The sequence below is a fragment of the Streptomyces sp. NPDC020807 genome, assembly GCF_040641575.1.
Taxonomy (GTDB): Bacteria; Actinomycetota; Actinomycetes; order Streptomycetales; family Streptomycetaceae; genus Streptomyces.
Genome location: NZ_JBFADU010000001.1, coordinates 245,351 through 261,669, shown reverse-complemented (window position 1 = coordinate 261,669; position 16,319 = coordinate 245,351). Strand labels below are relative to the sequence as shown.

10 protein-coding genes are annotated in these 16,319 nt (G+C 70.4%); 2 read left to right on the top strand and 8 right to left on the bottom strand.

The window, feature by feature from the left end; all coding sequences use genetic code 11:
* Positions 1-42: 42 nt before the first annotated feature.
* The 5 genes from AB0G79_RS01255 to AB0G79_RS01235 form a co-directional block, all read right to left on the bottom strand.
* The gene (locus tag AB0G79_RS01255) at positions 43-963 is read right to left on the bottom strand and encodes a hypothetical protein (protein ID WP_360798253.1); all 921 of its coding nucleotides are present in this window, start codon (positions 961-963) and stop codon (positions 43-45) included.
* Complete coding sequence (gene sigM / locus AB0G79_RS01250) at positions 960-1,664, bottom strand: RNA polymerase sigma factor SigM (RefSeq protein WP_360798251.1); 705 nt, start codon at positions 1,662-1,664, stop codon at positions 960-962. The genes AB0G79_RS01255 and sigM overlap by 4 nt, the downstream gene beginning before the upstream one ends.
* Before the next feature lie 25 nt (positions 1,665-1,689).
* Positions 1,690-3,387, bottom strand: a complete 1,698-nt coding sequence (locus AB0G79_RS01245) for a protein kinase family protein (protein ID WP_360798249.1) — start codon at positions 3,385-3,387, stop codon at positions 1,690-1,692.
* Positions 3,388-3,504: 117 nt separating this feature from the next.
* On the bottom strand, positions 3,505-5,790 hold the full coding sequence (gene murJ, locus AB0G79_RS01240; RefSeq protein ID WP_360798247.1) for a murein biosynthesis integral membrane protein MurJ: 2,286 nt from the start codon (positions 5,788-5,790) through the stop codon (positions 3,505-3,507).
* A 45-nt stretch (positions 5,791-5,835) separates the two neighbouring features.
* On the bottom strand, positions 5,836-8,190 hold the full coding sequence (locus AB0G79_RS01235) for a DUF6049 family protein (RefSeq protein ID WP_360798245.1): 2,355 nt from the start codon (positions 8,188-8,190) through the stop codon (positions 5,836-5,838).
* 189 nt (positions 8,191-8,379) lie between these two features.
* Here AB0G79_RS01235 and AB0G79_RS01230 point away from each other — a divergent pair, with 189 nt between their 5' ends.
* Complete coding sequence (locus tag AB0G79_RS01230; RefSeq protein ID WP_360798243.1) at positions 8,380-9,846, top strand: CCA tRNA nucleotidyltransferase; 1,467 nt, start codon at positions 8,380-8,382, stop codon at positions 9,844-9,846.
* Between the two features lie 69 nt (positions 9,847-9,915).
* Here AB0G79_RS01230 and AB0G79_RS01225 read toward each other — a convergent pair whose 3' ends face one another.
* The 3 genes from AB0G79_RS01225 to AB0G79_RS01215 form a co-directional block, all read right to left on the bottom strand.
* Positions 9,916-11,184 (bottom strand): MFS transporter, encoded by a 1,269-nt coding sequence (locus AB0G79_RS01225; RefSeq protein WP_360798241.1) that lies wholly within the window; start codon positions 11,182-11,184, stop codon positions 9,916-9,918.
* Between the two features lie 79 nt (positions 11,185-11,263).
* Entirely contained in the window at positions 11,264-12,346 is a 1,083-nt protein-coding gene (locus AB0G79_RS01220) for an inositol-3-phosphate synthase (protein ID WP_352018097.1), read from the bottom strand.
* 49 nt (positions 12,347-12,395) lie between these two features.
* The gene (locus tag AB0G79_RS01215; RefSeq protein ID WP_360798239.1) at positions 12,396-13,076 is read right to left on the bottom strand and encodes a helix-turn-helix transcriptional regulator; all 681 of its coding nucleotides are present in this window, start codon (positions 13,074-13,076) and stop codon (positions 12,396-12,398) included.
* 370 nt (positions 13,077-13,446) lie between these two features.
* Between AB0G79_RS01215 and AB0G79_RS01210 the strand changes: the two genes are divergently transcribed.
* The gene (locus AB0G79_RS01210) at positions 13,447-16,263 is read left to right on the top strand and encodes a transglycosylase domain-containing protein (protein WP_360798237.1); all 2,817 of its coding nucleotides are present in this window, start codon (positions 13,447-13,449) and stop codon (positions 16,261-16,263) included.
* The last annotated feature ends 56 nt before the right edge of the window (positions 16,264-16,319 follow it).

The window sequence follows — 16,319 nt, the reverse complement described above, 5'->3', positions numbered from 1 at the left end:
GATCCTAAGGGGCATGCATTCCCGAGAGTGCCGCGCGCCTCGTCAGGAGCGGGGGTACGTCTGGCTGAGCAGAAGATCCGCGGGCCGAGCCCCGCTGCCTTCGGGCTGGTCGGCGCAGGAGGCGTCCAGGACGAGAGCCTGGACGTGACCGCTGTCACCGGGTTCCGCGAAGAGGAGCAGATACGCGGCCGTCCCCTCGTACTGCCCGCGCTCGTGTCCGAGGACGGCGTCCGACCGGCCGGTGCCGGCCAGGACGCAGTCGGGGAGGGCGGTGGGCTCCGCGTTGCGTCGGGGGGCGGCCGTGTCGGACTCGGCGGCGGCCAGGGATTCGGGGGCGGCCTTCTGCGGGGTGGCGCCGACGGCGAGGAGTGCGTGGACGCGGTCCTCGATCGGGGCGCCGGAGAAGGAGCTCGCGGCTTTGGCGACGCCCTGGTCCGCCATCTTGCCGGCGTCGGAGTTGAAGGCGGAGGGGACGCCGCTCTGGCCGAGGTAGAGGCCCGTCCCGAGGGCGAGGGCGCCGAAGGCGGCGGCGAGCGTGGAGAGCACGGCGATGCGGCGCCGGCGGGGCTTCCCGGGGCGGCCGGGGCCGGTGGCGGCGGCGGGACGGCCGGCGGGGCGCCCCACGACGGGCGGCCGGGGGGCTTCGTCGTCGGCGTTCCTTGTTTCACGTGAAACGGGGGCGCCCTTCTCCGGGGCGGTGGCCTGGAGGAGCGCTTCGGCGGCGAGGGCGGCGTCGATCCGACCGGCGATGTCGGCGGGCAGGCGGGGTGGGCCGGGCAGGGTGCCCAGGAGGCCCCGGATCTCCTCCAGGGAGGCCCGTACGTCGGCGCAGAGGGGACACCCGTCGAGGTGGAGCCGTACGGCGGCGGAGCGGGTCGGTGAGAGGAGCCCCTCCGTCAGGTCGGAGATCTCCGAGACGTCCGGGTGCTGTGTCGTGTCGGTCTTGCCGGTCGTGGAAGTCACGCGCGCCCACCTCCGCCCTTCACAGCAGCTGGATCTGTCGGTCCGGTTTCCGTCGGCCCCGGCACCCTTGGGACGGATGTCCCCGGCGTCCGGTTCCTTCCCCCTTCGGGGGCCTCGTTACCCACGGTGTCGGCGCGCAGATGAGTGACCATCGGCAGCAGACGGGCCCGGCCCCGCGCGCAGCGGCTTTTCACGGTGCCGGTGGGGACGCCGAGGATACGTGCCGCCTCGGCGACCGGGTATCCCTGCATGTCGACGAGGATCAGTGCGGTCCGCTGGTCGGGTGCGAGGGTGGCGAGCGCGGCGAGGAGCTGCCGGTGGAGGTCCTGACGCTCGGCGGGTGCCTCGGCCGACTCGTGCGGTTCGAGGAGCTGCTCGAACCGGTCGGTGTCGTCGACCGGCGAGGTACGGCGGCTGGCGGTCTTGCGGACGCGGTCGAGGCAGGCGTTCACCGTGATGCGGTGCAGCCAGGTCGTGACGGCCGACTGGCCGCGGAAGGTGTGGGCGCCCCGGAAGGCCGACAGCAGAGCGTCCTGGAGGGCGTCAGCGGCCTCCTCGCGGTCACCCAGGGTGCGCAGGGCCACCGCCCACAGCCGGTCCCGGTGCCGCCGGACGAGCTCACCGAAGGCGTCCGGGTCCCCGTCGACGTGGCGGGCCAGGAGTTCCTGGTCGCTCGCGGCCTCGCCTCGCGGATCGTTCAACGGTGAGCCCCCTCCCGTACGGTCGTCAGCCCATGACCTTGATCTCGCTGACCTTGCCGCGGTAGTTGCCGGTCTCGCTGGCGGGCAGGTCCGTCAGCCAGACCAGAACGTAGCGGGTTGTCACCGGTTTGGGGGGCTTGAGCGCCACTTCGGTTCCCGAGCCCGACGTCTGGGCGGTGAAGCCGTCGAGTGAGGACGGGGCCGAGGAGGCGCCTGCGGCGGCGGTGCGCAGTTCCACGGACGTGTGGCCGAGGAAGGAGACGTCGACCGAGCCGACCTCCTGCTCCGAGCCCAGGTCGAGGACGATGCCCACGCCGTCCTTCATGTTCCCGAACTTCGAGTAGCCGATGTAGTCCATGGTCGGCCAGTACGTGCTCGGGTTGCCGTCGTACGCCTTCGGGACGTCGTCCGGGTTCTCCTTGCTGTTGCCCCCCGGGGGCGGGTCGAAGTCGTGGGCGCCCGCGATCGCGATCGGCTGGAGCGGCTTCGGCTTCTCGTCGGCCGTCGGGGTGGTGATCGGCTCCTGCGAGGTGCCCTTCTGACCGAGGAGCCGGTCCGCGATCTGCCAGCTGCCGAGGCCGAGGGCGGCGATGAGGAGGGCGCCCACGGCCCACTTCAGGGCCTTGCCCGTGCGGCTCTCCAGCGGGGCCGGCGGGGCGGGCAGGGGCTGGGTGACCACGGGACGCGGCTGAGGACGGCCGTACGTGCCCTGTTGGTAGGTCGTGCGCTGGTACTCCGGCGGGGTCGGGAACGTCGGCTCCGGCGGCTTGACGCGGGGCATCGCGGCCACGGCCTTGGCGAGTTCGTCCGGGGTGGTGCAGGGCCGGTCCTGGCGCGAGGCGGTGGCCCCGTCGTTGGCGAGCGCGCGCATGGCGATCTCGGAGAGCCCGCGGTGGACGCCCGCGCGGACCTGGTCCGGCGGGACGAGTCCCAGGCCCTTGGGGAGGCCGGTGAGGCCGTAGGCGTCGGTCTCGTAGGGCCAGCGCTGGGTGAGCGCCGCGTACAGCAGGGCGCCGATCGCCTCGGTGTCGGTGCGCTGCGGGCGGTCGGCCGTGATGCCGCGCAGGGCGGCGTTCACGGCGAGGCCGCGGATGCGGTACTGGCCGGTGGAGCTGCGCAGGACGGCGCTCGGGGTGAGCCGGAGGTGCGCGAGGCCCTCGCGGTGGGCGGCGGCCATGGCCTGGGAGACCTGGCTGACGAGCTGGTAGGCGTCGTGCGCCTCCAGGGGGCCGGTGGCGAGGAGCGCGGTCAGCTCGGTGGAGTCGGGCAGCCACTCGTGCACGACGTAGACGAGGTCGTTCTCCTCGACGGCGTCGAGGACTTGGACGAACCGGGGGTCGCCGAGCAGCGCCGAGGAACGGGCGGCGGCCAGGACGGACCGGGCGCGGGGGTGGTCGGCGGGCAGCAGGTGCACGCCGACGGCACGCCGGAGCTTCTCGTCGACGGCTCGCCAACTGCTGAAGCCGTCCAGACGGGTGACGCACTCCTCCAGGCGGTAGCGTCTGGCCAGCTTGTGGCCGCTGTGCAGTTCGGGTGCCTTGATGGAGGGCTGGTCGCCGCCCTTGGGCGCGACTCCCTTGTCATCGGTGGCATCGGCGGGCGTCGTCGCCGCCTTCTGCGTTTCCGCCACCCCGTCGGTCGTGGCCTTGTCCGCCTTGGCGGTCAGCGGGTCGTCACCGCTGTTGTCGGCCACGTCGACGGCAGTCGTGCTACGTTCCGCCACCGTCGTCCTGCCTCCCCATCCGTTGCGCCCAGATCCAACAGCCATGCCAATTGTGCCCACAGTCCGACGCTATGCACGACACGCGGTACCCGTAGAAGGTTGCGCGGAGCTGACGTTTCAGCGTCCCAGGCGTCCGCGCACCATCCCGACCAGGGTGTTCAGCTCCGCGATCCGCATGCGCTTGGCGGCGACGAAGAAGACGCCGAGGAGGACCGCTCCGCCGACGAGCAGCGCGACGAGCGAGCCGAGGGCGCCCTCGCCGAGAAGCTTGAGGATCGCGAAGCCGACGGCGCCGGAGACGATCGCGGCGGGCACGGAGGCCATGCAGAGCCGGGCGTAGGTCCGCAGAACCTGGGTGCCGTCGAGGTCGCCGCCGAGGCGGTTGCGGAGGCGGCGCCAGGCGATGCCGACGCCGACGGCGTAGGCGAGACCGTAGGACGCGGCCATGCCGACCACGGCCCACTGGGCGGGCAGCACGAAGTAGCAGAGCGCCGAGGCGGCCGCGTTCACGGCGGCGACGATGACGGTGTTGTAGAAGGGCGTCCGGGTGTCCTCGTAGGCGTAGAAGCCGCGGAGGACGACGTACTGCACGGAGTAGGGGATCAGGCCGAGGCCGAAGGCCATGAGGATGAAGCCCATGCCCTGGGCGGCCTCGACGCCGCTGGACGCGTACAGCAGGGTGCACATCGGGACGCCGAGCGCCAGGAACGCGAAGGCGACCGGGACGATCGCGACGGCCGAGTTGCGCAGGCCCTGCGAGATGTCGTCGCGGACGGCGCCGGGGTCGTTGTCGTGGGCGGCGCGGGAGATGCGGGGCAGCAGCGCGGCCATGACGGAGACGGTGATGATGGCCTGCGGCATGCCCCAGATCAGCTGGGCGTTGGAGTAGGCGAGGAAGCCGGCGCCGTTCTTGCCGGACTCCTCACCGGCGGCCGTCGCGAGCTGGGTGACGACCAGGACGCCCGCCTGGTTGGCGAGGACGAAGAGCACGGTCCACTTGGCCAGCTTGACCGTCTTGCCGAGTCCGTGGCCCTTCCAGTCGAAGCGGGGACGGAACCGGAAGCCGGTCTCGCGGAGGTACGGGATCATCGCCAGGGCCTGGACCACGAGGCCGAGCAGCGTGCCGATGCCGAGCAGGCGGATGCCCTCGTCAGGGATGGTCTGCACGCCCATGTGGGACTCGGCGGAGGTGCCGTAGACCCAGATGAACAGGCCGAACGTGACGATCATGACGATGTTGTTGAGGACCGGCGTCCACATCATCGCGCCGAACTTGCCGCGGGCGTTGAGGATCTGGCCCATCACCACGTGCACACCCATGAAGAAGATCGTGGGAAGGCAGTAGCGGGCGAAGGTCACGGCGACGCTGTTGGCGGCGGCGTCGTCGGCGATGGTGTTCGACATCAGCCGGATCAGCAGCGGTGCCGCGAAGACGGCCAGGGCCACGATGAGGCCGAGGGCCACCATGACGAGGGTCAGCAGGCGGTTGGCGTAGGCCTCGCCGCCGTCCTCGTCGTTCTTCATCGCGCGGACGAGCTGGGGGACGAAGACCGAGTTGAGGCCGCCGCCGACGGTGAGGATGTAGATCATCGTCGGCAGGGTGTAGGCGATGGTGAAGGTGTCGCCGAGCAGGGCCGCGCCGAGCGCACCGGTGATGACCAGGCTGCGGACGAAGCCGGTGAGCCGGGAGACCAGGGTGCCGGCGGCCATGACGGCGCTCGACTTGAGCAGGCCGGAGGCGCGGCCGGTCTTCTTCGGGGCGGGTGCGGGCATGGGATCCGGCTCCGTGGCGGGAGGGGGCACCTGGCCGGACGCCTGCTGGTCCCGGTAGAGGTGCGCGAACGCGTCCGGCTCGGGCTCCTCCTCGCCGGCTCGGGTCACCAGGTCGTCGACGCCGGTGAACTGGACCGTGCGCGCGTCGTCGCCGTACGGCAGGTGGCGGGAGGGGCCGTCGGGCTCGGGGGCCGGGGTCTGCGCCCAGACCCGGGGGTCCGGGGCGTGCCGGGGCGGGGCGGGCTGCTGGTAGAGCGCCTGCGGGTCCTGGTAGGTGCCGGGCGGGGGCGGCGGGTGCGCGGCGCGGTCGTAGAGCGCCTCGGTCACCGGGTCCTGCGCGGACAGGTCCCGCGCGCGGTACGGGTCGTGCGCGTAGGCGTCCTGGACGTAGGGGTCCTGGGCGTACGGGTTCGGCGCGGCCGGGTCCTGGGCGGCCGGGTCCTGGGCGTACGGGTTCGGCCCGGCGGCGTCCTGGGCGTACGGGTTCGGAGCGTACGGGTCGTCGGCGTCCTGGGGACCCGGCGGCGGCACCGGCGGGTAGCCGGAGCCGGCGGGCACCGAGGGTGTTCCTCCGGAGGGTGCGGCGCCGCCCGTGCCCGGGCCGCGGTCACCGTCGTACGGCGCGTTCATGGTTACCCCACCTCATCGTCCCCGGCCGACCGGCCACGACATCGCTCAACGGTCCACTTTCTCACCCGGGCCCGACGGGTCCCCGCTTTCCGGGCCGGTGTCCGGCGCCGGGTCACTCGGCTGCTCGGGTTCACCGGCCCCGGGGCCGTCGGTGCCGGGCCCCTCGCCGTCGCCGTCGTTGTCGGCGTCGGCGTCGACGTCGGCCTCGGTCGCTTCGGCCTCGGCGTTCCTGGCGGCCACCCGCTTGCGCTGGGTGTACATCCGGACTCCGGCGAGGACGAGGAGCAGCACGCCGCCGGCGATGACGAGCATCACCGTCGCGGTGATCTCGGAGACCTTCACGTTGAAGGTCATCGGCTGCCCGTACGGCGTGCCGTCCTCGGTGTAGAGCTGGGCGGTCATCAGGACCTGGCCGTTGACGTTGGCCGAGGCGGGGAACTTCACCGACTGGCTGTGACCGGCACTGATCTTCACGGGAAGCTCGGCATACCGCTCGTTGTCCACCTCCAGACGGTTCTTGTTGCTGGAGGTGAGGCGGAGCACCAGCCCGTCCACGCCCTGGAGCAGCTTGTTCTGGACGGTCACGGGGATCGTCGCGCTGCGGCCGGAGAGGGTCAGGTCGGACTTGTCGACCAGCTGGACGCCCTCGGTGAGGTTCTGGAGGTAGCGCAGGACGTCATGGCGGTAGACCGAGGCGGCCTGCGTGCGGCCGCGCCAGGAGGTAGACATCTCACGGCTGATCGCGTTGCCGAAGGGGGTCACGACCCGCTCCGGCAGGGTGAGGATGACCTTGAAGTCGTCGAGTTCGTCCCGAGTGGTCTTCATGTCGCGGAAGGCCTGTACGGGGAGCTCCTGGTCGCGGAGCTCCTTCGGGTAGCGCGAGCCGCTCGGCACGGTGGTGGAGGCGTCCGGGTCCGGCTTGGCCGCCGCCGCCGCGACGAGATCGGCCGGCTGGGTCCACCGCTTGCCGGAGAGGGCCTTCAGGGCGGTCGCCATGGTCTGTGCCTGGGCGGCGGTCGGAACCCGCTGCGGGGCGACGACGATGCTCCGCTGCTGCTCCGGCTGTTCCAGGGTGATCGCGAGCGACTGGGCGAGGAACTCCTGGACCGCGAGCGTGGAGCCCTCCGCGCGGACCATGTCGCCCTCGAAGGCGGTGGACAGAATCGCGTCGCTCACCACGGCCGTCGTGCTGCCGTTGCCGAGGGGGCGGGCCGCTGTCGGCGTGTAGGGGAGGTCGTCGAGGACGCTGTCGCTGCGGGCGATCACCTTGTCGGCTCCGGCCGAGGTCGCGACGGCCACGATGGACGGGTCGACGGCGCCGTCGGCGGGCCAGGCGAAGTCCGTGGACGGCTGGCTGTGCAGCACCGTCTCGACGGTCATGCCCGCGAGGGCTGTCGCCGACTGGAGGTGGGCGAGCGAGCCGGGGACGTCCTTGCCGCGGTGGGCGAGGGAGGCGAGGTCGGGGTCGGCGAAGGGCAGCGCGACGATCTTCCGCCCCTGGGTGGCCTCCTGAAGCGAGTCCAGCCACCGTTCGGCCACCGCCTGGTTCTTTCCGGGGGCGTCGGCGGTGCCGTCCTTGACGCGGTAGCCGTTCGCCATGGCGTCGACGGTGGCGAGCAGGTCCGGGTCGATGACCCAGGTGACCGGGAGGTCCTTGCCCAGCGAGACCATCTGGTCCAGGCGGCCGCCCGGGCGCAGCTCGGCGGCGAGGTCGTCGTCCTCGAAGACCGGGGTCTGCTGGTCGTCCGTCGCCGTCTCGGCCGAGACGTGGGACGAGGCGATCAGCGGCCAGAGGTAGGTGAGCTGGGTCTTCTTGTCGGCGGACTCCGGCTGGTACGGCAGGAAGGTCCGCTCGATGCCGAGGACCCGGTCGTAGGACTGCTCCGAGGTGCGGCCGGTGAGCGAGACGCCCAGCTGGTAGACGCCGGACTCGTCGAGGCCGAGCTTGGAGACCGGGACGGAGAGCGTGAACTCCGTGCTGAGGCCGGCGCCGAGCTTCGCGATCTTGACCGAGGGGCCCCCGTCGAGGGTCGGCGGGTCACTGTCGCGGCGGTAGCCGGTGCGCTCGGTGGTCTGGTCGATCTCGCTGCGGCTCGTCATCCGCGGGCCGACGCGCAGGTCCACGGTGGCGTCGGTCACGGTCTTCTTGCCGCGGTTGGTCACCGTCCCGGAGACGGTGACGGTGTCGCCCTCCACCGGGGCGCTCGGCGTGACGGTGTCGAGGGACACATCGACGGTCTTCGAGCCGGTGGCGTCCTCCGCGGCTTCCGCCGGCGAGGCGGCCGGGGCCTGGAGGAGTCCGGCGAGGAGCGGTGCTCCGACGGCGATCGTGATCGTGCGCCGCAGCCACCGGCGGGCGGATGAGGGACCGGATCCCTGGATGTCTGCCGCCTCGCCCACGCGCTGTCCGTCCTCGTCGTTGTCTGTGGTGCCAGTGGTGCCGATGGTTCCCGGTTGCTGTGTCCAGGCATGGTAACGAGGCACGCTGGGGGCAAGTGCCGGGGACTGCTCCAGCCGATGGGGCTCGCCGCCCGGTCCGTGGAAAATCGGGGACGTCGGGGTGGACCGGGGCACGTACCCTTTTCTGTTGTGCCGAACGCCAACGAAGACACCCCGACCGCACTGAGCCAGGTGCAGCGCCGCGCGGTCAGCGAGCTGCTGCGCGTGTCCCCTGCCGCCGACGACCTCGCCCGCCGATTCCAGGAGGCCGGGTTCAGCCTCGCGCTGGTCGGCGGGTCGGTACGGGATGCCCTGCTCGGCCGGCTCGGCAACGACCTGGACTTCACCACCGACGCCCGTCCCGAGGACGTCCTGAAGATCGTCCGTCCGTGGGCGGACGCCGTCTGGGAGGTCGGGATCGCCTTCGGGACGGTCGGGTGCCAGAAGGAGGCCCGCGTCGGCGACACGGTGCAGCGCTTTGAGATCGAGGTCACCACCTATCGCTCCGAGGCGTACGACCGGACCTCGCGCAAGCCCGAGGTCTCCTACGGCGACTCGATCGAGGAGGATCTCGTCCGGCGTGACTTCACCGTCAACGCCATGGCCGTGGCCCTTCCCGAGAAGGAGTTCATCGACCCGTACGGCGGTCTCGAGGACCTCGCCGCCCGTGTTCTCCGCACGCCCGGCACCCCGGAGGAGTCCTTCTCGGACGACCCCCTGCGCATGATGCGCGCGGCGCGCTTCGCGGCCCAGCTGGACTTCGACGTCGCCCCCGAGGTCGTCACGGCGATGAAGGAGATGTCCGGCCGGATCGAGATCGTCTCCGCCGAGAGGGTCAGGGAGGAGCTCAACAAGCTCCTGGTCTCGACGCACCCCCGCAAGGGCCTCGGTCTGCTCGTGGACACGGGTCTCGCCGACCACGTGCTGCCCGAGCTGCCCGCGCTGCGTCTGGAGAGCGACGAGCACCACCGCCACAAGGACGTGTACGAGCACTCGCTGACCGTGCTGGACCAGGCGATCGACCTGGAGGAGGACGGCCCCGACCTGGTGCTGCGTCTCGCGGCCCTGCTCCACGACATCGGCAAGCCGCGCACCCGCCGCTTCGAGAAGGACGGCCGGGTCTCCTTCCACCACCACGAGGTGGTGGGCGCGAAGATGACCAAGAAGCGCATGACGGCGCTCAAGTACTCCAACGAGATGATCAAGGAAGTCTCGCGGCTGGTCGAGCTCCACCTCCGCTTCCACGGGTACGGGGACGGCGAGTGGACCGACTCGGCGGTGCGCCGCTACGTCCGCGATGCGGGGCCCCTGCTCTCGCGTCTGCACAAGCTGACCCGTTCGGACTGCACCACGCGCAACAAGCGCAAGGCAGCGGCACTCTCCCGCACGTACGACGGCCTGGAGGTGCGGATCGCCCAGCTCCAGGAGCAGGAGGAGCTGGACGCCATCCGCCCCGACCTGGACGGCAACCAGATCCAGGAGCTCCTGGGCATCGGACCCGGACCGGCCATCGGCCAGGCGTACAAGTTCCTGCTGGAGCTCCGTCTGGAGAACGGGCCGATGGAGCACGACCAGGCCGTCGCCGCTCTCAAGGAGTGGTGGGCCGCACGAGACTGAGCCGACAGGCGGTGTTTCACGTGAAACACCGCCTCTCGACCGTGGAGGGCTGACGTTTCACGTGAAACGTCAGCCCTCTGTGGTGGCGGCGCGCTCCCTGTGCAGCGCCAGCGCGATGGCCGCGTAGACCACGGCGACCAGGACGACGAGCAGCGGGGAACGTCCGTCCGGGGGCAGCATCAGCGCCGCGACACCCGCCGCTCCCACGAAGGCGACGTTGAACAGCACGTCGTAGAGGGAGAAGACCCGTCCCCGGTAGGCGTCGTCGACGGTCGTCTGCACCACCGTGTCCGTCGCGATCTTGGCCCCCTGGGTGGTGAGGCCGAGGACGAAGGCGGCGACGAAGAACGGAGCGGTCTCGAAGAAGAGGCCGAGCGTCGGCTCCAGGACGGCCGCGAGCCCGGCGCAGAGCGTCATCCAGCCGAAGGGGCCGAACCGTTGCACCGCCCAGGGCGAGAGCACGGCGGCGGCGAAGAATCCCGCTCCCGAAGCGGCGACGGCGATCCCCAGGAGGCCCAGCCCCTCGGACTCCGTCGAGCTCCAGGTGTAGCGGCAGAGCATGAGCACGGTGACGAGCAGGGCGCCGTAGCAGAAGCGCATCAGGGTGACGGCGCCGAGCGCCCTGGCGGCCGGCCGTCGCTCGGCGAGGTGCCGCAGGCCCTCGACGAGACCCCGGGCCGTCGAGCCCAGGGCCGAGGAGAGGCGCTGCGGGGCGAGCGCCGGATCGGGGCCGAGGAGAGCGCGGGGGATGCGCAGGGAGGCGAGCGCGGCCAGCAGGTAGAGGGCGGCGCCGAAGGCCACCACGGCCGCGTCGGAGCCGTCGGCGATCAGCCGTACGCCGAAGGCCAGGCCTCCTCCGACGGTCGCGGCGAGGGTCCCGGCGGTGGGGGAGAGCGAGTTCGCGACGACGAGGCGGTCCTCGTCGACGACGCGTGGCAGCGAGGCGGAGAGTCCGGCGAGAACGAAGCGGTTGACCGCCGTGACGGAGAGCGCCGAGGCGTAGAAGAGCCAGTCGGGGACGGAAGCGACGACGAGCAGCGCGGTCCCGCTGGCGAGGAGGGCGCGCAGGAGGTTCCCGTACAGGAAGACCTGGCGTCGCTGCCAGCGGTCGAGGAGGACTCCGGCGAAGGGGCCGACGAGCGAGTACGGGAGCAGCAGGACGGCCATGGCGGAGGCGATGGCGGTGGGCGAGGTCTGCTTCTCGGGAGAGAAGACGACGTACGTGGCCAGGGCCACCTGGTAGACACCGTCGGCGCACTGCGAGAGCAGCCGGACGGCGAGCAGGCGGCGGAAGTCTCCGAGGCGCAGGAGTACGCGCAGATCACGCACGACGGACATGGCAGCAAGACTCACATACGGAGAGGGCCCCCGGGCAGTGCTCGGGGACCCTCTGCGAAAAGCGCGGAGCGCGGGGTGCTTAGCGCTCGACCTCGCCCTTGATGAACTTCTCGACGTTGGCCAGGGCCTCGTCGTCGAAGTACTGGACCGGCGGGCTCTTCATGAAGTAGCTCGACGCGGAGAGGATGGGGCCGCCGATGCCGCGGTCCTTGGCGATCTTCGCGGCGCGCAGGGCGTCGATGATGACACCCGCGGAGTTCGGGGAGTCCCACACCTCGAGCTTGTACTCGAGGTTCAGCGGGACGTCGCCGAAGGCGCGGCCCTCGAGGCGGACGTACGCCCACTTGCGGTCGTCCAGCCAGGCCACGTAGTCCGACGGGCCGATGTGGACGTTCTTCTCGCCCAGCTCGCGGTCGGGGATCTGCGAGGTGACGGCCTGGGTCTTCGAGATCTTCTTGGACTCGAGGCGCTCGCGCTCGAGCATGTTCTTGAAGTCCATGTTGCCGCCGACGTTGAGCTGCATGGTGCGCTCAAGACGGACACCGCGGTCCTCGAACAGCTTCGCCATCACGCGGTGCGTGATGGTCGCGCCGACCTGCGACTTGATGTCGTCGCCGACGATCGGGACGCCCGCCTCGGTGAACTTGTCCGCCCACTCCTTGGTGCCGGCGATGAAGACCGGGAGGGCGTTGACGAACGCGACCTTGGCGTCGATGGCGCACTGGGCGTAGAACTTCGCCGCCGCCTCGGAACCGACGGGCAGGTAGCAGACGAGAACGTCGACCTGGCGGTCCTTGAGGACCTGGACGACGTCCACCGGCTCCTCGGCGGACTCCTCGATGGTCTGGCGGTAGTACTTGCCGAGACCGTCGAGCGTGTGACCGCGCTGGACCGTGACGCCCGCGTTCGGGACGTCGCAGATCTTGATGGTGTTGTTCTCGCTGGCGCCGATGGCGTCCGAGAGGTCGAGGCCGACCTTCTTCGCGTCGACGTCGAAGGCGGCGACGAACTCGACGTCACCGACGTGGTAGTCGCCGAACTGGACGTGCATCAGGCCGGGCACCTTGGTCGCCGGGTCGGCGTCCTTGTAGTACTCGACGCCCTGCACCAGCGAGGCGGCGCAGTTGCCCACGCCGACGATGGCTACGCGAACCGAACCCATTCCGGTTGCTCCCTGTTGTGAGGTTGGAAGTCCTGCTGTGCGCAGGGCTTCACTTGGCGGTGTCTCCGGACGGATCCGGCCGGGTACTGCCCCCGTGCCGGGGCAGGCCGCCCGTTTCTCCAGAATCGTTGTCGTGCTGAGCCGGGGCGTCGGGGCCGGATCGCTGATCCCGTCCCGCCCGCTCGCTCTCGATGAGCTCGTTCAGCCAGCGCACCTCGCGCTCCACGGACTCCATGCCGTGGCGCTGCAGCTCAAGCGTGTAGTCGTCGAGTCGTTCCCGGGTCCGGGCCAGGGAGGCGCGCATCTTCTCCAGACGCTCCTCCAGCCGACTGCGGCGGCCCTCCAGGACCCGCATCCGCACCTCGCGCTCGGTCTGGCCGAAGAAGGCGAAGCGGGCGGCGAAGTGCTCGTCCTCCCAGGCGTCTGGGCCCGTGTGGGAGAGGAGCTCCTCGAAGTGATCCTTACCTTCCGGCGTCAACCGGTAGACGATCTTGGCCCGGCGTCCTGCGAGTGAAGCGGCCACGGCCTCCTCGGGGGCGCTGCCCGGCTCCTCGATCAACCAGCCGTTGGCGACCAGCGTCTTGAGGCAGGGGTACAGCGTCCCGTAGCTGAAGGCACGGAAGACCCCCAGCGAGGTGTTCAGGCGCTTCCGCAGCTCGTACCCGTGCATCGGAGCCTCGCGGAGCAGGCCGAGGACGGCGAACTCGAGAATCCCTGAGCGCCTGCTCATCCGCCGCCTCCTCCGTCTTTATGGGGCTCTTATGCCGGGCTGATGTATCGACTCGATACATCAGCACGATAGAACGACCACCCCTATGCGGCAAGGAGGACCGCCGTGAGCGGCATCACATCGTCAATTCACAGTGATCGACTTGCCTGATTTGGGGTGAACTCCGGCTCTCCGTAGGTTTTGGCCGTGCGTAGTCTGTGCGGCATGCAGACCACCGGGAACCAAGCGATGCCGCGGGGCGTCAGTGCTGCGGGTGACCGGCTGCGGTGCGGAGGGGCCTTCGATGGGCTCCGTCCGTGCGCATTTCGGGGGGACCGGAACTCAACTGCCGCTTCCAGGCGTACGCGCCTGCCCGAGGAGTAGTCGTTCGATGAGCGAGCACCGTCGCAGGATGCCGCCGCAGGAGCCGCCTTACGGTGGCCGTGCGGCGGCACGACGCGCTGCCCAGCAGCCGATGGGCCGCAGGCCGGCCCCGGTTCAGGAAACCGGTCAGGGCCCCGAGGCCTCGTACGGACCGCCTTCTGCCTACGGGGAGGAGTCGCGCCCGTACGGCGGTCGTGCCGAGGCCCGTCGGGCCGCGCAGCGCGGCGGCAGACGACGAGGTGCCGAGACGGGCCCCGGCGGTCCCGCCGGCCCCGGTGACGGTGGACGGCGCGGCGGCGGCGGTGGGGGCCGCGGGGGCGGTGCGGGACGCGGTCCCGGCGGTCAGCCGCCCCGCAAGAAGCGGATCATCGACTACCCGCGTCACGACAAGTACGGCTGGCGCCGCTGGGTGCCGTCGTGGCGGCTCGTGACGGGCACGTTCCTGGTGTTCCTCGGCGTCCTGATGGGCGGCGCGGTCTTCGCGTACTCCCAGGTGGTCATCCCGAAGGAAGCCACGGACGCGGTCTCGCAGAACAACATCTACTACTGGCGCGACGGCTCGCGCATGGTCGCGACCGGCAGCGGCGCCAACCGGCAGATCATCGGCATCGAGCAGATCCCGAAGGTCATGCAGGAGGCCGTGGTCTCGGCCGAGAACAAGACCTTCTGGGACGACTCGGGCATCGACCCGATGGGCATCGGCCGCGCCGTGTGGAACATGGCCAAGGGCGGCGAGACCCAGGGCGGTTCGACCATCACCCAGCAGTACGTGAAGAACAGCCTGCTCAACGACCAGTCGCAGACCCTGAGCCGCAAGGTGAAGGAGCTCTTCATCTCGATGAAGGTCGGCAACGAGCAGGAGAAGCCGCAGATCATGGCGAGCTACCTGAACACCGCGTACTACGGGCGGGGTGCCTACGGCATCCAAGCCGCTGCCCGCTCGTACTTCGACAAGGACGCGAGCAAGCTCAACGCCAGCGAGTCGGCGGTGCTGGCCTCCGTGCTGAAGGGCGCCACGTACTACGACCCCGCCGGCTACCCCGAGATCGACCCCGAGGCCACGCCCGACAAGAACCTCGCCCGCCTCACCAAGCGGTGGAGCTGGATCCTCGACGAGATGGTCAAGGACCAGAAGATCACGGCCGAGGAGCGGGCCAAGTACACGACCCTCCCCAAGGTGCAGAAGCGCAAGCAGGACGCGCAGCTGACCGGCCAGATCGGCTACCTCGTCAGCACCGCCAAGGCGAACTTCATCAACAGCAACACCGCCGGTGTCACGGCCAAGGAGCTGGAGCTCGGCGGCTACGAGATCCACACCACCTTCGACAAGAAGAAGGTCAACGCGCTCGCCGCGTCGGTCAAGAAGGTCTACGACGAGAACATCGACCCGGAGGAGCGGCCCGAGACGGACACCAACGTCCAGTTCGGCGGCGCCTCCGTGGACACCAAGACCGGTGAGATCCTCGCGATCTACGGCGGCCAGGACGCCACCAAGCACTTCACCAACAACGCCGACCAGACCGGTGCCCAGGTCGGATCGACCTTCAAGCCCTTCGTGCTGGCCGCCTCGATGAAGTACGGCGTCCGGGACAAGGGGCTCGGTCCGGTCCAGGACGAGTCCTCCCGCACGATCGTCGACCCCGACAAGAGCAAGTACTCCGGCAAGAACAAGCTGAAGATCCGGGACTACAAGGGCGACATCTGGCACAACGAGAAGGGGGAGGAGTGGTTCCAGACCAATGACGGCGACGCGAGCTACGGCCCCATGACCCTTCGTCGCGCCATGATCAAGTCGGCCAACTCCCCGTACGTGCAGCTCGGCATGGACGTCGGCATCGACAAGGTGCGCGAGGTCGCCGTCGACGCCGGTCTGCGCGCGGACTCGCTCGTCAAGGGCGAGGTGCCCTCCTTCTCCCTCGGTATCTCCAGCCCGAGCGCGATCCGGATGGCCGGTGCCTACGCGACCTTCGCCAACAACGGTGAGCAGAACGACCCGTTCTCGGTGACCAAGGTCGTCGAGAACGGCCGGACCATCTACGAGCACAAGGCCAGCAGCAAGACGGCCTTCACCACGGCCATCGCCAGCAACGTCACCGACGTCCTCAGGGACGTGGTGGAGAACCCGGAGGGCACCGGCCGGAACGCCGCCATCCCGGGCCGCGACGTGGCAGGCAAGACCGGTACGACGGACGGCAACCGTTCCGCCTGGTTCGTGGGGTACACCGCGCAGATCTCGACGGCCATCGACATGTACCGCTACGACGACGACGAGAACAAGAAGGACCGCGAGTTCGAGAAGATGTACGGCACGGGTGGTCACGACACCATCCACGGTTCGTCGTTCCCGTCGGAGATCTGGAACGACTACATGACCGACGCCGTGGAGGGCATGGAGAACGTGGAGTTCCCCGAGCCCGAGAAGCTGGAGAACGCCGAGCCGGTCTTCGGCGGCGGTGCCACCAGCCCGAAGCCGACGCCGACGGAGACGGAGACGCCGACCGAGTCCGCGACGCCGTCCGAGACGCCGACGACGACCGCGCCGACGACCACGGCCCCGCCGACGACCACTCCCCCGGCCACGCGCACGCCGAAGCCGGACAAGACGACCTGTTCCGTCTGGGACGTGGACTGCTACGACACCGGTGGCGGCGACAACGGCGGCAACGGCCGGCCGACGACCACCCCGCCGCCCACGACGACGACGGCCGAACCGCCGCCGACGGAGACGGACACGCCGACGGACACCCCGACGACGACCGGCAAGCCGGGCAACGGCGACGGCGGCGGTGGCCAGACGGCCACCGGCGAGGCCCTCTTCGACTGACCGTCCGACGCACCCGCGGGGGCCGTCGTGTCCGGTCCGTACCCTCCGTACGGATC

Bases quoted from the DNA above. Each gene is read 5' to 3' on its own strand.
- murJ (WP_360798247.1), bottom strand. From the start codon at position 5,790: ATGAACGCGCCGTACGACGGTGACCGCGGCCCGGGCACGGGCGGCGCC.
- AB0G79_RS01225 (WP_360798241.1), bottom strand. From the start codon at position 11,184: ATGTCCGTCGTGCGTGATCTGCGCGTACTCCTGCGCCTCGGAGACTTC.
- AB0G79_RS01220 (WP_352018097.1), bottom strand. From the start codon at position 12,346: ATGGGTTCGGTTCGCGTAGCCATCGTCGGCGTGGGCAACTGCGCCGCC.
- AB0G79_RS01215 (WP_360798239.1), bottom strand. From the start codon at position 13,076: ATGAGCAGGCGCTCAGGGATTCTCGAGTTCGCCGTCCTCGGCCTGCTC.
- AB0G79_RS01210 (WP_360798237.1), top strand. From the start codon at position 13,447: ATGAGCGAGCACCGTCGCAGGATGCCGCCGCAGGAGCCGCCTTACGGT.